This is a genomic window from Pleomorphomonas carboxyditropha, assembly GCF_002770725.1.
Lineage (GTDB): Bacteria > Pseudomonadota > Alphaproteobacteria > Rhizobiales > Pleomorphomonadaceae > Pleomorphomonas > Pleomorphomonas carboxyditropha.
The window spans coordinates 36,787-59,024 of sequence record NZ_NQVN01000001.1 but is presented as its reverse complement, the minus strand read 5'-3'; the positions used below and the strand labels follow the sequence as shown (position 1 = coordinate 59,024).

Sequence of the window (22,238 nt, the reverse complement as noted above, 5' to 3'; positions counted from 1 at the left end):
ACATGAACAAAGTCCAGGAGGAAGAACATGTTCACCAGACGCAGCGTGCTCGGCGCCATCGGCGCCACGGCTCTTCTTGCCGCCTCGGCGGGCTTCGCCCAGGCCCAGGACAAATTGTATATCCCGCTCATCTCCAAGGGTTTCCAGCACCAGTTCTGGCAGGCGGTCAAGGCCGGCGCCGACAAGGCGGCGGCCGAGCTCAATGTCAACGTCACCTTCGAGGGGCCTGACAACGAGACCATGGTCGACAAGCAGATCGACATGCTCGCCGCGGCGCTCGCCAAGCACCCGGCCGCCCTCGGCTTTGCCGCGCTCGACAGCCAGGCCGCCATCCCACTGCTCAAGCAGGCGCAGGACGCCAAGATTCCGGTGATCGCCTTCGACTCCGGCGTCGACAGCGACATCCCGCTGGCCACCGCCTCGACCGACAACCTCGCCGCCGCGGCGCTCGCCGCCGACAAGATGGCCGGGCTGATCGGCAACAAGGGCAAGGTGGCGCTGGTGGTGCACGACCAGACGTCCCGCACCGGCATCGACCGGCGCGACGGCTTCGTCAACCGCATCAAGGAAGCCTATCCGGACATCGAGATCGTCTCGATCCAGTACGGCGCCGGCGACCAGTTGCAGTCGACCGAAATCACCAAGTCGATCCTGCAGGCCAATCCCGATCTCAAGGGCATCTTCGGCGCCAACGAGGGGTCGGCGATCGGCGTCGTCAACGGCGTGCGGGAATCCGGGCGGTCCGACGTCGTGATCATCGGCTACGATTCCGGCGCCGCCCAGAAGCAGGCGATCCGCGACGGCATCATGGCCGGGGCGATCACCCAGAATCCGATCGGCATCGGCTACGAGACCGTCAAGGCGGCCGTCGCCGCGGTGAAGGGCGAAACGGTGCCCAAGAACATCGACACCGGCTTCTACTATTACGACAAGTCCAACATGGACACGCCGGAAATCTCCGCCGTTCTCTACGACTGAGCATAGTGCATAAAAGCAGCAGGCCCGCGAAGTCGCCTTCGCGGGCCTTTTTTCAAGGAAGCGACCGGATCACTTGCGGCGCAGGAAGGCCGGGATCTCCATGTCGTCGTCGGCGGCGCGCGGCGCCGGCTGCGGCGCCATGCGGCCCTGCTGATCGAGGCGGCCGGCGGCCCCCTGGACCGGCGCGGCCGGACGCTTGACGAACTCGCTCGCCGCCGACGGACGCACCGCCGGCTGCGGGGCGGCGGCGCGCGGCGCCTCGGGCTGGGCCTCGTCCTCGCGGCGGCCGAGGCCGACGGTGGCGAGACGGCGGAGAAGGCCGAGCGGACGGCGCTCGCCGTCATGGTCCTCCGGATGCACCTGCACCGAGGCGGCGGCCTGGCGCTGGGCGATCGGCGGGAACTCGTCGATCGACGGCACGCGGCTGCGCTGGACGGCGCCCGACGGACGCTCGGCGACCGGCGGCACGTAGGGCTGCTGGGCCGGCGCCGGCTCGGCGACGCGCGTCTGCTGCGGCTGGGCGGCCGGAGCGGGCGCGTCGTAGTGGTTCATCGCCGGCTCGTAGGGCTCGATCGACACGCGCGGGTCGTGCGGCGTCGTCACGGTGCGCACCGGTTCGGGCTCGATGTCGGCCTCGGGCAGCGCCAGCGCCGCTTCGAAGGCCTCGACGGAAACCTGCGCGGCAGCGGCGGCGGCCTCGGTGTAGTTCGGAACCGGCGCGGGCGCAGGGGCGATCGCCGTGGCCGAGGCGGCCTCGCGGATCGCCGCCGGGCGCACGGCCGGCTGGCTAAAAGGCTGCCGCACCTCCTGTGCCGCGACGGCGGCGGCAGTCGAGGTGGTCACCTGCACCGGCCGGGTCGGCGCGGCGCGGCCGACGGCGTCGGCGCTGGAATTGCGAACCACCGCTTCCTGGCGGACGAGGTCCGGCTCGATGCCGGTGGCCACCACCGACACGCGGATCATGCCTTCCATGCTGTCGTCGAAGGTGGCGCCGAGGATGATGTTGGCTTCCGAATCCACTTCCTCGCGGATGCGGGTCGCCGCCTCGTCCACCTCGAACAGCGTCAGGTCCTTGCCGCCGGTGATCGAGATGAGCAGGCCCTGCGCGCCCTGCATCGACACTTCGTCGAGCAGCGGATTGGCGATCGCCGCCTCGGCCGCCTGCAGCGCGCGCTTCTCGCCGGACGCCTCGCCGGTGCCCATCATCGCCTTGCCCATGCCGCGCATGATCGAGCGGACGTCGGCGAAGTCGAGGTTGATCAGGCCTTCCTTGACCATCAGGTCGGTGATGCAGGCGACGCCCGAATAGAGCACCTGGTCGGCCATCGCGAAGGCGTCGGCGAAGGTCGTCCGCTCGTTGGCGATGCGGAACAGGTTCTGGTTGGGGATGCAGATCAGCGTGTCGACCGACGACTGCAATTCCTGGATGCCGGCGTCGGCGATCTTCATGCGGCGGGCGCCCTCGAACTGGAAGGGCTTGGTGGTGACGCCGACGGTGAGGATGCCGTGCTCGCGGGCGGCGCGGGCGATGACAGGCGCCGCGCCGGTGCCGGTGCCGCCGCCCATGCCGCAGGTGATGAACACCATGTGGCTACCGGCGAGGTGGTCGTTGATCTCGTCGATCACTTCCTCGGCGGCGGCGCGGCCGACTTCCGGCTGCGAGCCGGCGCCGAGACCCTCGGTGACCGCGACGCCCATCTGGATGATGCGTTCGGCCCGCGAGGAGGCCAGGGCCTGGGCATCCGTGTTCGCCACGACGAACTCGACGCCCTGCAGGCCGGACTGGATCATGTTGTTGACGGCGTTGCCGCCGGCGCCACCCACACCGAAGACGGTGATCCTCGGCTTGAGCTCCGTGAGGTCGGGCATCTTTAGGTTAATCGTCATGGTTGCCTCGTTATTCTGCAAGCGGCTCTCGCCGATACGTCCTTCTGTCCTCAGATCAGCGGCCGCCGCTGCAACCGCACGCTATTTTACGCCTGTTACGCACTGACCCGTTCCGTTGCCGGCGCGGATCAGAAACTCTCCCGGAACCACGCCCCCATGCGGGAGACGAAACCGCCGTTGGCGACCAGTGCCATCGACTTCCGGCGGCCGGAAAACTGTTCGATCTGGGCCACCTGCGGGTAGATCATCAGACCCACCGCCGTGGCGAATGCCGCCCCGCGCGCCGCTTCCGGCAGCCCGGCGACGCCGACCGGCCGTCCCAGCCGGACGTTGCGGCCGAGCACCTTGCGGGCCAGCTCCGGCAGGCCGGTGAGCTGGCTGGCGCCGCCGGTCAGCACGACGCGGCGCCCCACCCGGCCGGCGAAGCCCGAGGCGTGCAGCCGGTCGCGCACCACCTCCAGCGTCTCCTCGACGCGCGGCCGGATGATCTCGACGAGCTGGGCGCGCGTCACCTGATGGGCGACGTCGTCGTCACCCACCGGCTCGACGGTGACCATGTCGCGCTCGTCGCTGTCGGTGGCGATCACCGAGCCGTAGAGCGTCTTGATGCGCTCGGCGTCGACGAGGCGCGCCGACAGCGCCCGCGCCAGATCCATGGTGACGTGATGGCCGCCGAGGCCGAAGGCGTCGACGTGGACGCACTGGCCGTCGGCGAACACGGAAATCTTGGTGGTGCCGCCGCCGATGTCGACGCAGGCGACGCCCATCTGCGTCTCGTCGTCGACCAGCGTGGAGAGGCCGGAGGCGTAGGGCGTCGCCACCATGGTCTCGACTTCGAGATGCGCCCGATTGACCGAGATCTCGAGGTTGCGCAGTGGCACGGCGTCGGCCGACACCAGGTGCGTGTCGACGGCCAGCGACGAGCCGATCATGCCGCGCGGATCGCGGATGCCGCGGTTGTTGTCGAGCGCGTAGCCGATCGGCAGCGCGTGGACGATGGTGCGGCCGTCCTTGACCTTGTAGGAGGCGCCGATCTCCAGCACCCGCTGGATGTCGTTCTCGGACACTTCCGAGCCGGAGAGGTCGTACTTGACCGAGAAGGTTTCCGAGCCGAGCCGGCCGCAGGAGATCGACACGATCAGCGACTCGACGGTCAGCCCGGCCATGCGCTCGGCCGCGTCGACGGCGAGGCGGATCGCCTTCTCGGCCTGGTCGAGATCGACCACGGCGCCGGCCTTGATGCCGCGCGAGCGCTGGTAGCCGAAGCCCAGCACCTCGATGAGATGGGTGCGGCCGGGCAGCACGTCGCCGATCGGCCGCGGCGTCAAGCGGGCGATGACGCAGCAGATCTTGGAGGTGCCGACGTCGAGCACCGACACGATGACCGGCCGCTTGGGCGGCAGCGGCCGCATGCGCTGGACGCGGGCTTCGGATGCGTGCGTCATGCGCCCTGCTCCCGCTTCTTGAGGGCCTTGTTGCGCGCCGCCACCAGCTCGTCGCGGGCCTTGCGCGCGTCGTCGGAAAGGCGGACCACCAGCCGGTCGGCGAGGCGCAGGTCGACGACGGTGATGTCGCGGTCGAGCAGGCCGGACTCCCGGTCGGTCTTTTCCAGTTCGGTTACCGCCTTCTGCGGATCGACCTCCGGCAGCATCACCTGCACGCCGTTGTCGAGGAACAGGTCCCAGCGCCGGTCGGACACCAGCATCGAGGCGCGCACCTTCTTCTGCAATTCCGGCACGTCGTCGAGCAGCGAGGTGATCTCGGCGACCTTGAGCTGGGCGCCTTCGCCGACCACGCGCGGCAGGCGGGCATAGCGGGTCTCCAGCCGGTCGGTGATCACCTTGCCGGCGCTGTCGACCACCACCACCGGCGCGTCGATCGACGGCTGCCACAGGGCGGCGGGAACGCGCTCCTCGATGATCACCCGGAGCGTGCCCGGATAGAGCTTCATCACCGACACGTCCTCGACCCAGGGAATGGTTTGCAGGCGCTCGCGGGCGGCGGCCGCGTCGTAGAAGAACAGCGACTGGCCCGAATGGATCGACAGCGTGTCGAGCACGTCGCCCTCGTCGATCTCGCGCTGGCCGGTGATGCGGACGGCGGAAATGCGGAAGCCGAGCTCGGCGGTGGTATCGTTCAGAACCTCGACGGTGCGGCCCGACAGCACCATGCCGTAGGCGCCCCAGGCGAGGAGATAGGCAACGGACATGGCGACGCCGGCGCCGCGCGGCAGTGCCGCGAGCAGGCCGGCCGGACGCCAGACGGGCTTGCGACGCAGGCGCGAAACACCGCGACGGCCGAAGAGGATGAACCTCTTGCGCCGCGCCGGCTTCGCCATGCCTGTCGTCATCGCCTGCAACTTGCGTCCTCCACCATCCAACTGACCAGCTCGCCGAAGCCGATGCCCGCATGGGCGGCCATCTCCGGCACGAGCGAGGTCGCCGTCATTCCCGGTTGCGTATTCACTTCGAGGCAGATGATCTGCCCGGTCCCGTCGCCCTTGTCGTCGAAGCGGAAATCAGCCCGGCTGACGCCACGGCAACCGAGCGAGCGGTGCGCTTCGAGGGCCAATGTTTGAATATTTTGGTAAATAAACGGTGAAAGATCGGCAGGCAGAACGTGCTTCGATCCACCGGGCCTATACTTTGCGTCGTAGTCGTAGAAGGCTTCGCCCTGCGGCAGGACCTCGATGACGTCGAGGGCGCGGTCCCCCATCACGCCACAGGTAAGTTCCCGTCCCGGAACGTATTTTTCCACCATCACCGTGTCGCCGAACCGCCAGTCCGGGCGGCCGAGTTCCTGCGGCGGATGGGCGGCGCCGGCCGCGACGATGATCACGCCGAAGCTCGATCCCTCGGCCGGCGGCTTGACCACGTAAGGCGGTTCGAGCACGTGGCCGTTAACCACTTCGAGCCTGTGGACCAGCTTGTGCTCGGCCACCGGGATGCCCGCCGCCCGCATCACGTGCTTGGCCTTGGGCTTGTTCATGGCCAGCGCCGAGGCCAGGACGCCCGAATGGGTATAGGGAATATCCATCACCTCCAGGATGCCCTGGACGGTGCCGTCCTCGCCGTAGATGCCGTGCAGCGCGTTGAAGCAGACGTCGGGCCTCAGCTCCTCCAGCACGGCGGCGACGGTACGGTCGACGTCGACGCGGGTGACGCGGTAGCCGCGCGCCTCCAGCGCGTCGGCGCAGGCCTTGCCCGAATTGAGGCTGACCGGCCGCTCCGACGACCATCCCCCCATCAGTACCGCCACATGCTTGGCCATAAGCTCTGTCCCCTTGCTGGCGCTCCAACGCCCGAATTATTTTCCGAGAAACGGCTCGACCCCGGCGCCCGGCACGAAGGCGCCGAGCCGCTTGATCTCCCAGTCGAGGCGGATGCCGTGGGTCTCCAAGACACGCGCCCGCACCGTCTCGCCCAGGAGTTCGACGTCGTGCGCCGTCGCCTCGCCGGTGTTGATCAGGAAATTGCAGTGCATCTCGCTGACCTCTGCGTCGCCGATCCTGAGGCCGCGGCAGCCGGCCTCGTCGATCAGCTTCCAGGCCGAATGCCCCGGCGGGTTCTTGAAGGTGGAGCCGCCGGTGCGCGCCTTGATCGGCTGCGCCGCCTCGCGATGCTCGGCGACCGCCTTCATCGCCTGGGCGATGCTCTCCTTGTCGGCGGGAACGCCTTCCAGCACCGCCGAGGTGAAGATGAAGCCGGGCGGCGGCGCCGAATGGCGATAGGAATAGCCGAGCGCGCCGACCGGCAGCGTGACGATCTCGCCCTGGCGGGTGACGCCGCGCACCTCGACCAGCCGCTCGGCGGTCTCCGAGCCATGGGCGCCGGCGTTCATGGTCAGCGCACCGCCGAGGCCGCCGGGAATGCCGTGATAGAAGGCGAAGCCCGACAGGCCGAGCTCCAGCGCCTTGGCGGCGAGGAACTTGTCGGGTATGGCGGCGCCGGCCCGGATGCGGGTCGGCGACAGCGCCTCGGTGCCGCCGAAGCCGCGCACCGACAGGCGGATCACCACGCCGGAAATGCCGCCGTCGCGGATCAGAAGGTTGGAGCCGAGCCCGATGACGGTGACCGGCACATCTTCCGGCACCAGCTTCAGGAAGGCCTGGAGATCGGCCTCGTCGGCCGGCTGGAACAGGATTTCCGCCGGTCCGCCCACCTTGAACCACACGAGGTCCCGGAGCGGCCGGTTATCCTCGATCGGACCACGGATATGCGAGGTGTCGCCGAGGCGGGCGCGAAGAGTCATCATGCCTCCTCCGCCAGCGCCTTGAGCTGGCCGGGCAGCGCATAGGCCCACTGGGTGATGTTGCCGGCGCCGAGGCAGACCACCATGTCGCCGGGCTTGACGATGGCGGCGATGGCGCCGGCGAGCTTGTCCGGCGCTTCGAGGGCGCGGGCGTCGCGGTGGCCGGCCGCCTTGATGCCGGAGACCAGATGATCCTTGTCGGCGCCCTCGATCGGCTGCTCGCCGGCCGGATAGACGTCGGCGACGATCACCGTGTCGGCGTCGTTGAACGCCTTGCAGAAGTCAGGGAACAGCGAATGCAGGCGGCTGTAGCGGTGCGGCTGCATCACCGCCACCACCTTGCCGGTGGCGCCTTCGCGCGCCGCCCGGAGCACCGCCATGATCTCCACCGGATGGTGGCCGTAGTCGTCGTAGATGGTGACGCCGTTGAAGTCGCCGGTGCGGGTGAAGCGGCGCTTGACGCCGCCGAAGGCGCCGAGCCCCTTGCGGATCGCCTCGGCCGGAATGCCCAGCCGGTGGGCGACGGCGATCGCCGCCGTGGCGTTGGAAACGTTGTGCCGGCCGGGCATCGGCAGCTCCAGCGCCGGGATGACCGTTTCGACGCCGCTCACCCGGTCGCGGATCTCCACCGAGAAGCGCGAATGGCCGCCCTCGATGCGGAGGTCGGTGAAGCGGGCGTCGGCCTGCGGGTTCTGCCCGTAGGTGATGATCCGCCGGTCCTCGATCTTGGACACCAGCGCCTGCACCTCCGGATGGTCGAGGCACATCACCGCGAAGCCGTAGAAGGGCACGTTCTCGATGAACTGCCGGAAGGCGGCGCGGGCGGCGTCGAAGGTGCCGTAATGGTCGAGATGCTCGGGGTCGATGTTGGTGACGATGGCGATGTCGGCCGGCAATTTCACGAAGGTGCCGTCGCTCTCGTCGGCCTCCACCACCATCCAGTCGCCGGCGCCCATGCGGGCGTTGGTGCCGTAGGCGTTGATGATGCCGCCGTTGATGACGGTGGGATCGAAGCCGCCGGCGTCGAGCAGCGCCGCCACCAGCGAGGTGGTGGTCGTCTTGCCGTGGGTGCCGCCGATGGCGATCGCCTGCTTGAAGCGCATCAGCTCGGCCAGCATCTCGGCGCGCCGGACGATCGGCAGATGCCGCTCGCGGGCCGCCACCAGCTCGGGATTGTCGCGCCGGATGGCCGACGACACCACCAGCACCTCGGCGGCGCCGAGGTTTTCCGCCTTGTGGCCGATCATCACCGGAATGCCGGAGGCCCTGAGACGCTCGACGTTGCCGCCCTCGGCCTGATCGGAGCCCTGCACACGGTAGCCGAGATCGGCCAGCACCTCGGCGATGCCGCTCATGCCGATGCCGCCGATGCCGACGAAATGGACCGGCCCGATGTCGCGGGGCATTTTCATGGACGTATTTCCTTGGAAGCGAAATCGGCGGGCTTGCCGCCGGAGGCGATGAATGCGACGAGATCGGCGAGGCGCTCCACCGCGTCGGGGCGGCCTTCGCTCTTGGCGGCGGCGGCCATGGCGGAAAGACGCTCGGGCGCCCGTACCAAGCCGGCGATGAGGTCGGCCAGTCTGTCCGACGTCAGCGACGCCTGCTCGGCCATCACGGCGCCGCCGGCCTTCTCGAGGCCGAGGGCGTTGGTTTTCTGGTCGTTGTCGAGGGCGTGCGGCAGCGGCACCAGGATTGACGGCCGGCCGATGACGGTCAGCTCGGCCACCGACGAGGCGCCCGACCGGCAGATGACGAGATGGGCATTGGCGATGCGGGCCGGCAGGTCGGCGAAGAACGGCGCGATCTCGTGGTCGATGCCGAGACGGGCGTAGATGGCGGCAACGCGGTCGATATCCTCCGGCCGCACCTGCTGCACCAGGCGCAGCCGCGCCGCCACCTCGGCCGGCAGCTTTTCGATCGTCCGCGGCACGAGCTCGCCGAACACCCGGGCGCCCTGGCTGCCGCCGAATACCAGGAGGTCGATCTTGCCGTCGGCTGTCGGCTCCCGATAGGGCGCCACGGCGGCCAGCACCTTCGGTCGCACCGGATTGCCGGTGACCACGGTGCGCGCCGCGCCGGCGCCCATCAGGCCGGTGTCCCTGAAGGTGGTGGCGATGGCGGTGACGCGCGAAGCGAGGAAGCGGTTGGCCCGCCCCATCACCGCGTTGGATTCGTGGACGATGGTCGGACGCCTGGTCAGCCAGGCGGCGACGAGCGGCGGCAGCGTCGGATAGCCGCCGAAGCCGACGGTGACCGCCGGATCGAGCCGGCGCACCAGCGACAGCGACTGCGCCTCGCCGCATGCGAGGTTCGTTGCCGATTTCATCAGGCCGAGCGGCGAGCGGTCGCCGAAGGTGGCCGAGGCGATGATATGGATCTCTTTGGCCGGGAACTCCGAGCCGTAGGTGTTGGCGCGGTGGTCGGTGGCGAGATGCACCTCGAAACCGCGCGGCGCCAGCGCGTAGGCCAGCGATTCGGCCGGGAAGAGATGGCCGCCGGTTCCGCCGGCGGCGATCAGGATGGTGCGGGTCATGGGTCAGCCTCGGCTCGGCAGCGGCGAGAATTCGATCGGCGCCACGAAGCGGGTCTGGTCGGGCCGCTTGCGGGTCAGCGCCAACAGCATGCCCATGGACAGCGCCACCGCCACCAGCGACGAGCCGCCGTAGGAAATGAACGGCAGCGTCATGCCCTTGGCCGGCATCAGGTGCAGGTTCACCGCCATGTTGATGCAGGATTGCAGGCCGAACTGCATGATCAGGCCGGTGGCGGCGAGGCGCACGTAGCCGTCGTTCTCCTTCAGCGCGTGGCTCATGCCGCGCAGCACCACGAAGGCGAACACCAGCGCCAGGAACATGCAGAGGATGAGGCCGAATTCCTCGCCCAGCACGGCGAACACGAAATCGGTATGGCTGTCGGGCAGGATGCGCTTGAAGGTGCCCTCGCCCGGCCCCTGCCCCCACCAGCCGCCGTTGATGAAGGCTTCCTGCGCCGTCTGCACCTGGAAGGTGTCGCCGGCCTCGGGGTTCATGAAGCGCTCGATGCGCGAGCGGACGTGCGGCACCAGCGCGTAGGCGGAGAGGATGCCGCCGGCGCCGGCGCCGGCGAACGCCAGGATCCACATCCAGCTCATGCCGGAGATGAAGAACAGGCCCGCCCAGGTCAGGCAGATCAGCATGGTCTGGCCGAAGTCGGGCTGAGCGACGAACAGCGCCGCCACGATGCCGAGCAGCAGCATCGAGAAGCTGCGGCCCGGCAGGTCGGGCCGCTTCTGGCCCTCGGCCAGCAGGAAGCCGACCAGCACCGCGAACATCGGCTTCATGAATTCCGACGGCTGCACCGACATGCCGAGGATGGTGATCCAGCGGCGCGAGCCCTTCACCTCCGGGCCGATCAGCAGCGTCAGGATGAGCAGGCCGACGCAGACGACGAAGCCGACCAACGCCATCCGCCGGATCTGCTTGGGCGACAGGAAGGAGACGCCGATCAGCGTGATGACGCCGGGGATGGCGAAGATCGCCTGGCGCTTGACGAAATAATAGCTGTCGGCGATGCCGATGCGCTCGGCGACGGCGGGGCTGGCCGCCAGCGACAGCACGATGCCGCCGAAGATCAGCGCCAGGAAGGCGATCAGCAGCAGCTTGTCGACGGTGAACCACCAGTCGGCCACCGGGTTTCGTTCGGCACGCGAGACCATCAGGCGTTCTCCTGGAACGGCTTGACGCGGGGATCGGTCAGCACGAGTTCGCGGAAATGATCGCCGCGCACCTCGAAGTTCTTGAACTGGTCGTAGGAAGCGCAGGCCGGCGACAGCAGCACCACCGCCTCGCCGCCATTTTCCTCGGTGGCCGCCAGCGCGTCGGTCAGCGCCTCCGGGACGGCGCGGTCGAGCGTCTCGACGATGGCGTGCGGCGCCGCGCCGCCGATGGTGGCGGCGAACTCCTCGGCGGCGACGCCGATCAGGTAGGCCTTGGCGATCTTCGGGAAGAAGCCGGCCAGCGGGGCGATGCCGCCGCTCTTCGGCTTGCCGCCGGCGATCCAGTAGATGGTGTCGTAGCTCGAAAGCGCCTTGGCCGCCGCGTCGGCGTTGGTCGCCTTGCTGTCGTTGACCAGGATCACCGGGCCGGCGCGGCCGACCGGCTCCATGCGGTGGGCAAGGCCGGGGAAGGTCTCGATGCCCTTGCGGACCTCGTCGAGCCCGAGGCCGAGCCGCCGCGTCGCCGCCACCGCCGCCGCCACGTTCTGGGCGTTGTGGACGCCCTTCAGGATCGGATGGCCGTGTAGGTCGTAGACCACCGTCTGGGCAAGGCCCATCGGCTCGATGATGCGGCCGGACACCGCCCAGACGCCGCGCGCCACCGCGCCGCGCGTCGAGACGCGCAGCGTCTCGAGGCCCTTGGATTCCCGCCGCGATGCCATGGCGGCGCTGAAGGCGTCGTCGGTGCCGACCACCGCCACCTTGGCGCCGTCCACCAGCTTCTCCTTCACCGCCGCGTAGCCCTCGATCGAGCCGTGGCGGTCGATGTGGTCCTCGGTGAGGTTGAGCTGGATGCCGACCGTGGGGTCGATGCCGGGCGCGAGATCGATCTGGAACGACGAGCACTCGATGACGTAGAAGCGGTCGGACGCGAGGTCATCGAGGCCGAGCACCGCCGGCCCGAAGTTGCCGCCGATCTCGACGTCCTTGCCGGCCGACTTCAGGATGTGGTGGATCAGCGCCGTCGTCGTCGACTTGCCGTTGGTGCCGGTGACGGCGACGAACGGCGCCGTCGGCGCCCGGAACCTGCGCTCGCGGGCGAACAGGCAGATGTCGCCGATCACCTCGACGCCGGCCTCGCGGGCGATCTTCACCGACCAGTGCGGCTCGGGGTGGGTGAGCGGCACGCCGGGCGCCAGCACCAGCGCTGAATAGGCGCCGAACTCGGTGCCCCGCCAGTCGGTGATGGGAATCTCGCGCGCCTCGGCGGCGGCGCGGGCGCTCTCGTTGTCGTCCCAGGCGATGACTTCCGCGCCGCCGGCCACCAGCGCTTCCGCGGTGACAAGGCCGGAGCCGCCGAGGCCGAACACCGCGACGCGCTTGCCTTTCATCGAGGTGATGGGGATCATCGCCGGGCCTCCGTCAGCGCAGCTTGAGGGACGACAGACCGATCAGCGCCAGCACGACGGCGATGATCCAGAAGCGGATCACCACCTGCGATTCGGTCCAGCCGAGCTGCTCGAAATGATGATGGATGGGCGCCATCTTGAAGACGCGCTTGCCGGTGAGCTTGTAGGAGCCGACCTGGATGATCACCGACACCGCCTCCAGCACGAACAGGCCGCCGACGATGGCCAGCACGATCTCGTGCTTGACCGCCACCGCCACCGTGCCGATCAGGCCGCCGAGCGCCAAGGAACCGGTGTCGCCCATGAAGATGGCGGCCGGCGGCGCGTTGAACCACAGGAAGCCGAGGCCGGCGCCGATCACCGCGCCGCAGATGACGGCGAGCTCGCCGGTGCCGACCACGAAATGGATCTGCAGGTAGCCCGAGAACACGTAGTTGCCGGCGAGGTAGGAGATCAGCGCGAAGCTCGACGCGGCGATCATCACCGGCACGATGGCGAGGCCGTCGAGGCCGTCGGTCAGGTTGACCGCGTTGCCGGCCGACACGATGACGAAGGCGCCGAACGGCACGTAGAAGTACCAGAGGTTGATCATCAGGTCTTTGACGAAGGGGAAGGTCAGGGACGTGGCGAGATGCTCCTCGCTGGGCACGGCGGCCGCCTGGCCGGCCGACATGATGACCAGGCAGGCCAGCATGGCGATCACCGCCTCCAGCATCAGCCGGGCGCGGCCGGACAGCCCCTTGTGCGACTGCTTGGTCACCTTGAGATAGTCGTCGTAGAAGCCGATGGTGCCGAAGGCGACGGTGACCAAGAGCACGGTCCACACGTAGGGGCTCTTGAGGTCGGCCCAGAGCAGCGTCGCCACCAGGATGCCGGAGAGGATCATCAGGCCGCCCATGGTCGGCGTGCCCTTCTTGGCGAGGTGGCTCTGCGGGCCGTCGTCGCGGATCGGCTGGCCCTTGCCCTGGCGGATGCGCAGCGAGGAAATGATGGTCGGCCCGAACAGGAAGACGAACAGAAGCGCCGTGATCACCGCCCCGCCCGTGCGGAAGGTGATGTAGCGAAAGACATTCAGGACCGACAACTGCCCCGCCAAATCGGCCAGATAGACCAGCATTTTCCCACGCTCTCCATGATGCGGAATCCGGCCGACCGGGCCGGAGCTCGCATGTCCTGTTTCCGGATATCCGCCCCTGCGCCGCGGATATTCGGAAATCCCCCTCCGGCCCTGCCAGGCAATTGGCCGGAGATCCCATCAAGCGCCGCCGCCGGGGCGTGTTCGCCCTCTTGGCCGGCAACGCGGCCCCGTATTAGTCCCTCCGTCCCGCGTTGCCTACCCGCGCCGGACATGACGGCTCAGCCATTCGCCTCGCTGCCGAAACGGGCGATCAGCGCGTCCACCAGCGGTCCCATGGCGCTGCCGAGCGAGCCCTTGATCATCAGCACGTCGCCGGCCCTGACGTCGTCGAGCAGCGTGTCGGTCAGCGCTCTCGACGTCTCGGCGTAGGCGCCGCGCATGCCGCGCGGCAGCTCCTGCCAGAGGTTGTGCATCAGCGGCCCGGCGCAGAACACCGTGTCGACCCTGGCCGCCGCCAGCGGCTCGATCAGCCCGGCGTGCAGTTTGGCCGCCTCGGGGCCGAGCTCCAGCATGTCGCCCAGCACGGCGACGCGCCGGCCCTGCCCTTCCACCGACGCCGCCCCGAGCAGGGCGATCGCCGCCCGCATCGAGGTGGGGTTGGCGTTGTAGCTCTCGTCGATCAGCCGCGCCGTGCCGCCGAACACCGGCAGCACGTGGCGCCTGCCGCGGCCCTTCGGCTGCTGGTGGCCCTGCAGCGCCAGCGTTGCCCGCAGCAGGTCGCCGCCGACGATCTTCACCGCCGCCAGCACGGCGAGCGAGTTCTGGGCGATGTGCCGGCCCGGCGCCCCGAGCTTGTAGGTGAGGCTGTCGCCGAGGATGTCGGCGGTGACGGTGGTGCAGTCCTCGTGCAGCGAGCACTTGACGAGCCGGGCGTCGGCGTCGGCATGCTCGCCGAAGAACACCACCCTGGCGCCCTGCGCGCGGGCCCGCTCGGCCAGCAGGGGGGCGAACTCGCTGTCGCGGTTGAGGATGGCGGTGCCGCCCGGCTCCAGCCCGGCGAAGATCTCCGCCTTGGCCTCGGCGATCGCCTTGACCGACGGGAAATGCTCGAGATGCACCGGCGCCACCGTGGTGACGATGGCGACGTGCGGCCGCACCATCCGGGCGAGCGGCGTGATCTCGCCGGCGTGGTTCATGCCGATCTCGAACACGCCGTAGCGGCTGCCGGCCGGCATGCGGGCGAGCGTCAGCGGCACGCCCCAGTGATTGTTGAAGGAGGCGGAGGAGGCATGCACGGCGCCCGACGGCGCCAGCGCCTCGCGCAGCGCCTCCTTGGTCGAGGTCTTGCCGACCGAGCCGGTGACGGCGATCACCCTGGCCGCCGTCCGCTCGCGCGCCCGGATGCCGAGCCGGCCGAGGCCGGCCAACACGTCCTCCACCACCACCAGCGGGCCGGCGCCCTCCGGCAGCGCGGCGCGCTTGGCCTCCGACACCACGGCCACCGCCGCGCCCTTGTCGAACGCCGCCACGACGAAATCGTGGCCGTCGAAGCGGTCGCCGGCGATGGCGAAGAAGGCGCCGCCGCGCTCGACGGTGCGGCTGTCGATGGAAATGCTGTCGACCGGCGGCACCGCGCCCTCGGCGCGGCCGCCCATCGCCTTGACGAAATCGTCGGCGAGCCACAGCGACCGGTCGGCCGGCGTCACGCCGGGCGCCGCCAGCACCGCCTCGTGGTCGGAATAATGCACCGTCTCGCGGCCGATGATCTGGCCGGTCTCGTGGCCCTTGCCGGCGATCAGGAAAACGTCGTCCGGGCCGAGCATGGCGACGCCCTCGCGCACCGCCGTCGTCCGGTCGCCGATCTCGACGCCGCCGGGACAGCCGGCCAGCACTTCGGCGCGGATGGTCGCCGCGTCCTCGGTGCGCGGGTTGTCGTCGGTGACGATGGCGACGTCGGCGAGGCGGGCGCAGACCTCGCCCATCTGCGGCCGCTTGCCCTTGTCGCGGTCGCCGCCGGCGCCGAAGGCGACGACGAGGCGGCCGGTGGTGAACGGACGCAGCGACTGCAGCGCCACCTCGAGGGCGGCCGGCGTGTGGGCGAAATCGACGAACACCGGCGCTTCCGACGGCGCGTAGCCGACGAGCTCCAGCCGGCCCTTGGCGCCCTTGATGCCGTCGAGCGCGTCGAGCGCGTCGGACAGCGACACCTCGCCGGGCGCGGCGGCCAAGGCGGCGGCGACCAGCGCGTTCGACACCTGGAAGGCGCCGACCAGCGGGATGCGCACCGGCCGCGGCCCGTCGCCGATGTCGACGGTGGCGACCTGCGCCCAGCCGTCGCGGGCGACGTCGAGGATGCGGATGCGGCTGCCGGCGGCGCCGACCCTCTGGAGATCGAGGCCGGAAATCCGCGCCGCCGAGGCGAAGGCCTCGCCGTAGGCGTCGTCGAGGTTGACGACGGCGGGGGAGCCGGGATGCAGGATGGTGTCGAACAGCCGCATCTTGGCGGCCATGTAGGCTTCCATCGTGCCGTGATAGTCGAGATGGTCGCGCGAGAGGTTGGTGAAGGCGCCGGCCGCCACCTCGACGCCGTCGAGCCGGCGCTGGATCAGGCCGTGTGAGGAGGCTTCCATCGCCACGTGGTCGACGCCGTCGGCGGCGAGATCGTGCAGCGTGCGGTGCAGCGTCACCGCGTCGGGCGTCGTCATGTTGCCGTAGGCGTTGCCGGCCCTGGTCGTCACGCCGACCGTGCCGATCGACGCCGCCTGGTAGCCGGCGGCGAGCCAGATCTGACGGACGAAGGCGGCGACCGAGGTCTTGCCGTTGGTGCCGGTCACCGCCACCACGGTCTTCGGCTGCGGGCCGTAGAAGCGGGCGAGCATGCGGGCGAAGCGGCGGGCGGGATCGTTGTCGCGCAGCACCGGCACGCTGAGGCCGCCCGGCAGCTCGTCCTCGGTGTCGGCGAGCACCACCGCCGCGCCCTTCTCGATGGCTTGCGGAATGAAGTCGACGCCCCTGGCGCGGGTGCCGGGCAAGGCCACGAACAGCGAGCCGGGGACCACCTCGCGGCTATCGGCGGTGACGCCGGTGATCGATATCCGGCGCAGGGCCGGATCGAGCGTGAGGATGTCGGGCGCGAGTTCGGCGAGCTTCATCTGTCGGTCCATAAGTTGATCGCAAGACGCCGCACACTGTCCTCGATTTGCGATCGAAATGAGGACAACTCACTCTTTCCACACCGCCCTGCGCGCCCCTGCCGCGAGGGGCGGCGCCGTCAGTAGGCGGCCATCAGCGGCACGTCGACGTCGTCGAAACGCGGCTCGACGTTGAGCATCGGCGCGATGCGGCCGATGATGTTGCCGGCCGTCGGGCCGGCGTTCATGCCCGCGGTGGCCGGCAGGCCGGGCCGCTCGGGGTTGGGCTCGTCGAGCACCACCAGCACCAGATATTGCGGGTCGTCGATCGGGAAGGTGGCGACGAAGGCGTTGAAGCGCTTGTTGTTGGAATAGCGGCCGTTTTCCACCTTCTCGGCGGTGCCGGTCTTGCCGCCGATGCGGTAGCCGGGGATGTCGGCCGACTTGCCCGAGCCGCCGGGCGCCAGCACGTTGAGGCGCATCAGGTAGCGCATCTGCTCGGAGGTCGACTGCTTCAGCACCCGCTTGCCGATCAGCCGCGCCTCCTCCTCGCTGCGCGGGAAGAAGGTCGGCGGGATCAGGATGCCGCCGTTCATCACCGCGCTCGCCGCCATGGCGGTGGCCAGCGGCGACACCGAGATGCCGTGGCCGAACGACACGGTGACGGTGACGAGGTCCGACCAGCGCTTGGGCAGGATCGGCCGGGCGATCTCCGGCAGCTCGGTCGGCACCCTGTCCATCAGGCCCATGCGCTTCAGGAATTCCTGCTGGCCCTCGGAGCCGACCTTCAGCGCCTCGCGGCCGGTGCCGACGTTGGACGAGTAGATGAAGATCTCCGGCACGCTCAGCACGCGGTGCTTGCCGTGGAAGTCGTGGATGGTGAAGCCGCCGATGGTCAGGCCCTGGGTGGCGTCGAAGCTGTCGGTCAGCTTCACCTTGCCCGAATCGAGCGCCATCGAGGTGGCGAAGATCTTGAAGGTCGAGCCCATCTCGTAGACCGCCGCCGAGGCGCGGTTCATGTTGTTGGGGTCGAGCGCCTCGGCCGGGTTCATCGGGTTGTAGTCGGGCGCCGACGTCATGCCGACGACTTCGCCGGTCTTGACGTTCATCACGATCGCCGCCGACGACTTGGCCGTGTAGCGCTGCATCGCCGCCGTGATCTCGTCGTGCAGCACCTGCTGCACGCGCAGGTCGATGGACAGGCGGATCGGCTCGAGGTTGCTCGAGGCCATGCCCGCCTTCTGCAGGTCGCCGAGCCACTGGTCGTCGATGTATTTCTCGATGCCGGCGATGCCCTGGTTGTCGATGTTGACGTGGCCGGTGACGAAGGCGACCGTGCGGCCCGACGGATAGAAGCGCTTGTTCTCGGTCAGGAAGCCGATGCCGGGAATGCCGAGGGCGTGCACCGCCGCCTGCTGGGCCGGGGTGATCTCGCGCTTCAGCCAGAGAAAGCCCTGCTTGGAGGCGAGACGCTGGCGCACCGCGTCGGTGCCGAGGTCGGGGAACACGGTGGCGAGCTGCTCGGTCGCCTCGTCCGGATCGACGACGCGGCGCGGCTCGGCGTAGAGCGAGGCGAACTTGATGTCGGTGGCGAGGATCTCGCCGTTGCGGTCGAGGATGTCGGGGCGGGCGGCCGACACCGCCGCCTGGGCGTTGCCGAGTGTCACCGATTCCTGCGGCAGGCTGACGCCCATCTGAACGAGGCGGCCGATGATGGCGCCGTAGACCAGGACGAAGCAGGCCGAGGCGAGGATGAGCCGACCGCGCATGGTATCGCCCGCGCCGCGCCGTGCCGGGGCACGGAAATCCCGGCCGGCGGCGGCGGCCGTCGGCTCGGCGGACTTTCGGAACGGACCAAACCAGAAATTCATTGCACCCGTCTCGTGTCGTCTTGAATGTGGGGCAGCACCGCCGAGCCGTCGGCCGACCGCTCGGCCGGCGCGCCGGCCGTCGGCATCACCGGCTTCTCGGGAATGTCGGCGAGCGTGCCGATGTGATCGGAGGACATCGGCGTCAGGTTCAGGATGTCCTGGTGGCGCGCCAGCAGGTCCTGCATGCGGGCCGGCCGCGTCAACAGCGCCCATTCCGCCTTGAGCAGCGAGATGTCCTCGCGCGCCTGGGCGATTTCCGCCTGCTTCTTGCTGATGTTCTCGGCGGCGATCTCCGCCTCGTATTTCATGTCGTAGACGGCGGCGGCGGACAGCACCATCAGGAACACCAGGAGGGCGTTGATATAGCGGGTCATGGCCTCTCCCCCGAAAGGCTGGGAACGCCGAGCGCGGCGCGGTCGAGCGGCCGGGCCGGCGCCTCGGTGCGGATGCCGAACCTGAGCTTGGCCGAGCGGGCGCGCGGATTGACGGCAAGCTCCGCCTCGCCGGCCTCGACCGGCTGCCGGCCTTCGAGACGGCCCGAAAGAGAGAACGTGGCGGGCGGCACCGCCGCCTCCGGCCGGTGGCGCGATCCGCCGGCCCGCTCACGCGAACGGTCGGCGAAAAAGCGCTTGACGATGCGGTCCTCCAGCGAATGGAAGGTGACGACGGCGAGCCGGCCGCCCGGCTTCAGCACGCGCTCGGCGGCGGCCAGCGCATCCGACAGCTCATCGAGTTCGCCGTTGACGTGGATGCGGATCGCCTGGAAGGCGCGCGTCGCCGGGTGCATCTCGCCGAAACGCTTGCCGCCCAGCACGCTTTCGATGGCCGACACCAGCTCCGCCGTGCGGCTGAACGGCTGGCTTTCGCGCCGCGCCGCGATCGCCCGGGCGATGCGCATCGACTGCTTCTCCTCGCCGTAGATCCAGAACAGGCGGGCGAGCTCCTTGACCGGCAGCGTGTTGACCACGTCGGCCGCCGTCGGTCCGGCAAGGCTCATCCGCATGTCGAGCGGGCCGTCGGCGCGGAAGGAAAAGCCGCGCTCGGCCCGGTCGAGCTGCATGGACGAAACGCCAATGTCGAGCACCACGGCGTCGACCGGCGCCGCGCCGGCCTCGGCGGCGAGGCGATCGAGCTCGGAGAAGGTGCCGGGCAGGAGCGTCAGCCGGCCGGCGCTCGCCTCGACCAGGGCGGCGCCCGCCTCGATCGCCGTGGGGTCGCGGTCGATGGCGATGACGCGGCCGGCGCCGGCGGCCAGCATGGCGCGGCTGTAGCCGCCGGCCCCGAAGGTGCCGTCGATCGCTACCGCGCCGTCGAGCGGCGCCAGCGCCGAAAGTACTTCGGCCATCAGCACGGGAATATGCGGCGCGGCGCCGGGCTCGACAGCGGTCATGCGCCGTCCTCCGGCTTCTGGGCCGGCTTCGGCGCGCGCCGCAGCGCCCGCGCCCGCTCGCGCGCCGTCAGCTCGTAGGCGGCAAAGCGCGACGGCTCCCAGATCTGGAACTTGTAGCCCTGGCCGACGAAGGTGACCTCGGTGGTGATGCCGGTGATCTCGAGAAGCGCCGGCGTCAGGCCGATCCGGCCCTCGCTGTCGATAGTCAGGCGATCCGAGGAGCCGTAGAAGGCGGTCGACAACAGATCGTGATCCTCGGAGAACGGCGCGTAGCGGGCGAGGTTGCGCTCGATCTCGGCCAAGAGCTGGTTGCCGCCGCAGTCCACCGCCTCCATGTCGATCGACGGATAGCAGTAGAGACCTTCGAAGCCGTCGCGCGACAGAACCTGACGGAACGGCGCCGGGATGGACACCCGCCCCTTCCGATCGATCCTGTTGGTGACGCGCGATACGAAGCCGTTCATCGATCCCCGCAACCCGCCGCGAGCGGTGCCTGATTTCCCGTTTTGTTGGCCGGAGAACCGCTTCTTCAGAAGCAATCCGACCTGGCGGCTCGCATGACGCGGACACAACCGGCGGCCGGGACGGTCGTTGCATTCTGCAAGAGCCCGTCACGGCGGAGCCCGGCCTCGAATGTCCGCCTGACCCTCGAAATCCGCGAGACGTCGGGCTCGGATCACCAGCTTGCCGGGATGATTTGGGATAGCATGGGATCATGTGGGGCGTCAACGAAAGCCAAGCGGTACGTACTGCCTGATGACAGCTCTCCACATTTATGAGGCGTTAGGCTTAACAAGTCGTTCACCAAGCGGAATCGGCCGCGCCGGGGCGCTTCCCGGCCGGCAATCGGCAATATCCGGACAAAATCAGCACTGAAAAAAGCCGGGCGTCCGCCTTCGGCCGGCCCTTTCGCCCGGACGGACGGGGCCGGCCGGCAGAAATTGCCCGTGCCGAACGCGGCTTCGGCCGCCCTTCCGCCAAAAGAAAAAGCCCCGCCATCCCCAGGGATCGGCGGAGCTCTGTCCTGGAAAGCGGGCCGGGAAAGCCGGCCCGCCCATGTCATCCCATGCCGGCGCCGCCGGCGGCCGCTCAGCGGGCGGCGGCGTTGCCGATGTTGTTGCCGGCGGACTGGGTGGCGTCGACGGCGTTGGCCGTATCCTTGCCGACGCCGCGGATCGTATTGGCGCAACCGCCGAAGGCGACGACCGAAAGGGCGACGATACCGATGCTGAGGATGGACTTTACGGACATGGGGGAGCCTTTCCTGTTAAGACGCGGCCGGGCAGGCCTTTCCATGAGACGCATCGGGAGGGCGATCGGTTCCACGTCCACAAAGAAAAACACTCGGGAGTAGAATTTCCGGTCGAGCTCTTTCAGCCGCTCGGTTCCGGTTTCCGTCGGATCGCCCCGCCCCGTCGGTGAAAAGGCGCCTCAATTGAGCCGATGCCTGAACAACCAGGCGGCGAGCGGCAGCGTAAGAGCGGCGACGATGAGAAGGGGCACGAAGTCGAACGCGACATCGCCAAAGCCGGCGCCTTCCAAATAGACGCGGCGCACAAGATCGATGCCGAAACGCAAAGGATTCACGTAGGTGGCGAGTTGAAGGATAGCCGGCATGTTTCGAACCGGCGTCAGCAGGCCCGACAGCAGCATGAGGGGCATGACCAGTATGAAGGTGTAGAGCATGGCCTGCTGCATGGTCAGCGACACCGCCGAGATCGACAGGCCGATGCCGACGGCCGCCACCGTGAACATGAAGAGCCCGAGATAGAGCAGCCAGACCGAGCCGTTCATCGGGATCTGGAACCAGAACAGGATGATCAGGAAAATGATCGTCGACTGGACGAGACCGAGCAGGATGGAGGGCAGCGCCTTGCCGATCAGGATCTGCAGCGGCGTGAACGGCGTCACCAGCAGTTGATCGAAAGTGCCTTGTTCTCGCTCGCGCGCCACCGACAATGCCGCCAGCAAAAGTGTCTGCAACATGCTGAGCGACGCGATGAGAGCCGGCATCATGTTCCAGCGGGATTCGAGGTTGGGATTGAACCAGGCGCGTCGCACGACGGTAATGGATGACGTATTGCCGAGCGACTGGTTGTAACTGGCGACGATCGAGGACACGTACCCCGACGCAGAACCGGCCGTGGAGGAATTGCGGCCGTCGAGGATCACCTGCAGCGGGGCCTGCCGGCCGGAAGCCAGGCGCGCCTCGAAGTCGGAAGGAATGCCGATCACAAGGAGCGCATCGCCGCCATCGATCATCTCCGCAATCTGGCTGGATGTCGTCAGCGTCGCCACGCGCTTGAACACGCCCGTCCCGTCGAGCCGGGCCAGGAGATCCGTGGAAGCGGCACCCCGGCTCTGGTCGAGGACGGCATAGGGTACATGGGTGAGATCGTAGGTCGCGCCATAGCCGAACAGCAGCGCCTGCAATACGGCGGGCGCGAAGAGAAGCGTACGGCTCGACGGATCCTTGAGCAAGGCGAGGAGCTCCTTGCGGATGAGCGCCAGTGTCCTCGCCAGATAGTCGATTGCCCTCTGCATCG

18 protein-coding genes and 1 pseudogene are annotated in these 22,238 nt (G+C 68.9%); 1 reads left to right on the top strand and 18 read right to left on the bottom strand.

Annotated features, from left to right (window positions below):
* The first annotated feature begins 27 nt into the window (after nucleotides 1-27).
* Nucleotides 28-978 carry an ABC transporter substrate-binding protein gene (locus CJ014_RS00250; RefSeq protein WP_100078516.1) on the top strand — a complete coding sequence of 317 codons (951 nt, stop codon included), beginning with the start codon at nucleotides 28-30 and terminating at the stop codon, nucleotides 976-978.
* A 69-nt stretch (nucleotides 979-1,047) separates the two neighbouring features.
* Here the strand turns inward: CJ014_RS00250 and ftsZ are convergent, their stop codons facing one another.
* The 18 genes and pseudogenes from ftsZ to CJ014_RS00165 all read right to left on the bottom strand — a co-directional run bounded on the left by ftsZ (nucleotide 1,048) and on the right by CJ014_RS00165 (nucleotide 22,236).
* On the bottom strand, nucleotides 1,048-2,865 hold the full coding sequence (gene ftsZ / locus CJ014_RS00245; protein ID WP_100078515.1) for a cell division protein FtsZ: 1,818 nt from the start codon (nucleotides 2,863-2,865) through the stop codon (nucleotides 1,048-1,050).
* A 128-nt stretch (nucleotides 2,866-2,993) separates the two neighbouring features.
* Nucleotides 2,994-4,277 carry a cell division protein FtsA gene (gene ftsA, locus CJ014_RS00240; protein ID WP_245427078.1) on the bottom strand — a complete coding sequence of 428 codons (1,284 nt, stop codon included), beginning with the start codon at nucleotides 4,275-4,277 and terminating at the stop codon, nucleotides 2,994-2,996.
* Nucleotides 4,278-4,306: 29 nt separating this feature from the next.
* A complete protein-coding gene (locus CJ014_RS00235; RefSeq protein ID WP_207765631.1) occupies nucleotides 4,307-5,203 on the bottom strand; it encodes a cell division protein FtsQ/DivIB in 897 nt (298 codons plus the stop codon).
* A gap of 8 nt (nucleotides 5,204-5,211) precedes the next feature.
* Nucleotides 5,212-6,135 (bottom strand): D-alanine--D-alanine ligase, encoded by a 924-nt coding sequence (locus CJ014_RS00230; RefSeq protein WP_100078513.1) that lies wholly within the window; start codon nucleotides 6,133-6,135, stop codon nucleotides 5,212-5,214.
* Between the two features lie 36 nt (nucleotides 6,136-6,171).
* Complete coding sequence (gene murB / locus CJ014_RS00225) at nucleotides 6,172-7,119, bottom strand: UDP-N-acetylmuramate dehydrogenase (RefSeq protein ID WP_425351878.1); 948 nt, start codon at nucleotides 7,117-7,119, stop codon at nucleotides 6,172-6,174.
* A complete protein-coding gene (gene murC, locus CJ014_RS00220; protein WP_100078512.1) occupies nucleotides 7,116-8,528 on the bottom strand; it encodes a UDP-N-acetylmuramate--L-alanine ligase in 1,413 nt (470 codons plus the stop codon). The genes murB and murC overlap by 4 nt, the downstream gene beginning before the upstream one ends.
* Nucleotides 8,525-9,652 carry an undecaprenyldiphospho-muramoylpentapeptide beta-N-acetylglucosaminyltransferase gene (gene murG, locus CJ014_RS00215; protein ID WP_100078511.1) on the bottom strand — a complete coding sequence of 376 codons (1,128 nt, stop codon included), beginning with the start codon at nucleotides 9,650-9,652 and terminating at the stop codon, nucleotides 8,525-8,527. Before murG ends, murC begins: the two co-directional genes overlap by 4 nt.
* A 3-nt stretch (nucleotides 9,653-9,655) precedes the next feature.
* Nucleotides 9,656-10,813: an FtsW/RodA/SpoVE family cell cycle protein gene (locus CJ014_RS00210; protein WP_100078510.1), complete on the bottom strand. Its 1,158-nt coding sequence runs from the start codon at nucleotides 10,811-10,813 to the stop codon at nucleotides 9,656-9,658.
* Entirely contained in the window at nucleotides 10,813-12,222 is a 1,410-nt protein-coding gene (gene murD / locus CJ014_RS00205; RefSeq protein WP_100078509.1) for a UDP-N-acetylmuramoyl-L-alanine--D-glutamate ligase, read from the bottom strand. Before murD ends, CJ014_RS00210 begins: the two co-directional genes overlap by 1 nt.
* 13 nt (nucleotides 12,223-12,235) lie before the next feature.
* Nucleotides 12,236-13,339, bottom strand: a complete 1,104-nt coding sequence (mraY, locus tag CJ014_RS00200) for a phospho-N-acetylmuramoyl-pentapeptide-transferase (RefSeq protein ID WP_100078508.1) — start codon at nucleotides 13,337-13,339, stop codon at nucleotides 12,236-12,238.
* 239 nt (nucleotides 13,340-13,578) lie between these two features.
* Nucleotides 13,579-15,006 (bottom strand): UDP-N-acetylmuramoylalanyl-D-glutamyl-2,6-diaminopimelate--D-alanyl-D-alanine ligase, encoded by a 1,428-nt coding sequence (locus CJ014_RS28080; RefSeq protein ID WP_425351891.1) that lies wholly within the window; start codon nucleotides 15,004-15,006, stop codon nucleotides 13,579-13,581.
* Between the two features lie 21 nt (nucleotides 15,007-15,027).
* Nucleotides 15,028-16,452 (bottom strand): annotated as a pseudogene (locus tag CJ014_RS28075) (UDP-N-acetylmuramoyl-L-alanyl-D-glutamate--2,6-diaminopimelate ligase); the annotation flags it as partial.
* A gap of 119 nt (nucleotides 16,453-16,571) precedes the next feature.
* Nucleotides 16,572-18,200, bottom strand: a complete 1,629-nt coding sequence (locus tag CJ014_RS00190; RefSeq protein WP_245426926.1) for a peptidoglycan D,D-transpeptidase FtsI family protein — start codon at nucleotides 18,198-18,200, stop codon at nucleotides 16,572-16,574.
* Between the two features lie 98 nt (nucleotides 18,201-18,298).
* Nucleotides 18,299-18,676 carry a cell division protein FtsL gene (ftsL, locus tag CJ014_RS00185; RefSeq protein WP_100078506.1) on the bottom strand — a complete coding sequence of 126 codons (378 nt, stop codon included), beginning with the start codon at nucleotides 18,674-18,676 and terminating at the stop codon, nucleotides 18,299-18,301.
* Nucleotides 18,673-19,692, bottom strand: a complete 1,020-nt coding sequence (gene rsmH, locus CJ014_RS00180) for a 16S rRNA (cytosine(1402)-N(4))-methyltransferase RsmH (RefSeq protein ID WP_100078505.1) — start codon at nucleotides 19,690-19,692, stop codon at nucleotides 18,673-18,675. Before rsmH ends, ftsL begins: the two co-directional genes overlap by 4 nt.
* The gene (gene mraZ, locus CJ014_RS00175) at nucleotides 19,689-20,156 is read right to left on the bottom strand and encodes a division/cell wall cluster transcriptional repressor MraZ (RefSeq protein WP_100078504.1); all 468 of its coding nucleotides are present in this window, start codon (nucleotides 20,154-20,156) and stop codon (nucleotides 19,689-19,691) included. Before mraZ ends, rsmH begins: the two co-directional genes overlap by 4 nt.
* Nucleotides 20,157-20,781: 625 nt before the next feature.
* The gene (locus tag CJ014_RS00170; protein WP_100078503.1) at nucleotides 20,782-20,943 is read right to left on the bottom strand and encodes an entericidin domain-containing protein; all 162 of its coding nucleotides are present in this window, start codon (nucleotides 20,941-20,943) and stop codon (nucleotides 20,782-20,784) included.
* A gap of 180 nt (nucleotides 20,944-21,123) precedes the next feature.
* A complete protein-coding gene (locus CJ014_RS00165) occupies nucleotides 21,124-22,236 on the bottom strand; it encodes an ABC transporter permease (protein ID WP_100078502.1) in 1,113 nt (370 codons plus the stop codon).
* Between the last annotated feature and the right edge of the window lie 2 nt (nucleotides 22,237-22,238).

Excerpts from the sequence above, each read along its gene's own strand:
- CJ014_RS00250 (WP_100078516.1), top strand. The coding sequence starts at position 28 with ATGTTCACCAGACGCAGCGTGCTCGGCGCCATCGGCGCCACGGCTCTT.
- ftsZ (WP_100078515.1), bottom strand. The coding sequence starts at position 2,865 with ATGACGATTAACCTAAAGATGCCCGACCTCACGGAGCTCAAGCCGAGG.
- ftsA (WP_245427078.1), bottom strand. The coding sequence starts at position 4,277 with ATGCGGCCGCTGCCGCCCAAGCGGCCGGTCATCGTGTCGGTGCTCGAC.
- CJ014_RS00235 (WP_207765631.1), bottom strand. The coding sequence starts at position 5,203 with ATGGCGAAGCCGGCGCGGCGCAAGAGGTTCATCCTCTTCGGCCGTCGC.
- CJ014_RS00230 (WP_100078513.1), bottom strand. The coding sequence starts at position 6,135 with ATGGCCAAGCATGTGGCGGTACTGATGGGGGGATGGTCGTCGGAGCGG.
- murB (WP_425351878.1), bottom strand. The coding sequence starts at position 7,119 with ATGATGACTCTTCGCGCCCGCCTCGGCGACACCTCGCATATCCGTGGT.
- murC (WP_100078512.1), bottom strand. The coding sequence starts at position 8,528 with ATGAAAATGCCCCGCGACATCGGGCCGGTCCATTTCGTCGGCATCGGC.
- murG (WP_100078511.1), bottom strand. The coding sequence starts at position 9,652 with ATGACCCGCACCATCCTGATCGCCGCCGGCGGAACCGGCGGCCATCTC.
- CJ014_RS00210 (WP_100078510.1), bottom strand. The coding sequence starts at position 10,813 with ATGGTCTCGCGTGCCGAACGAAACCCGGTGGCCGACTGGTGGTTCACC.
- murD (WP_100078509.1), bottom strand. The coding sequence starts at position 12,222 with ATGATCCCCATCACCTCGATGAAAGGCAAGCGCGTCGCGGTGTTCGGC.
- mraY (WP_100078508.1), bottom strand. The coding sequence starts at position 13,339 with ATGCTGGTCTATCTGGCCGATTTGGCGGGGCAGTTGTCGGTCCTGAAT.
- CJ014_RS00190 (WP_245426926.1), bottom strand. The coding sequence starts at position 18,200 with ATGCGCGGTCGGCTCATCCTCGCCTCGGCCTGCTTCGTCCTGGTCTAC.
- ftsL (WP_100078506.1), bottom strand. The coding sequence starts at position 18,676 with ATGACCCGCTATATCAACGCCCTCCTGGTGTTCCTGATGGTGCTGTCC.
- rsmH (WP_100078505.1), bottom strand. The coding sequence starts at position 19,692 with ATGACCGCTGTCGAGCCCGGCGCCGCGCCGCATATTCCCGTGCTGATG.
- mraZ (WP_100078504.1), bottom strand. The coding sequence starts at position 20,156 with ATGAACGGCTTCGTATCGCGCGTCACCAACAGGATCGATCGGAAGGGG.
- CJ014_RS00170 (WP_100078503.1), bottom strand. The coding sequence starts at position 20,943 with ATGTCCGTAAAGTCCATCCTCAGCATCGGTATCGTCGCCCTTTCGGTC.
- CJ014_RS00165 (WP_100078502.1), bottom strand. The coding sequence starts at position 22,236 with ATGCAGAGGGCAATCGACTATCTGGCGAGGACACTGGCGCTCATCCGC.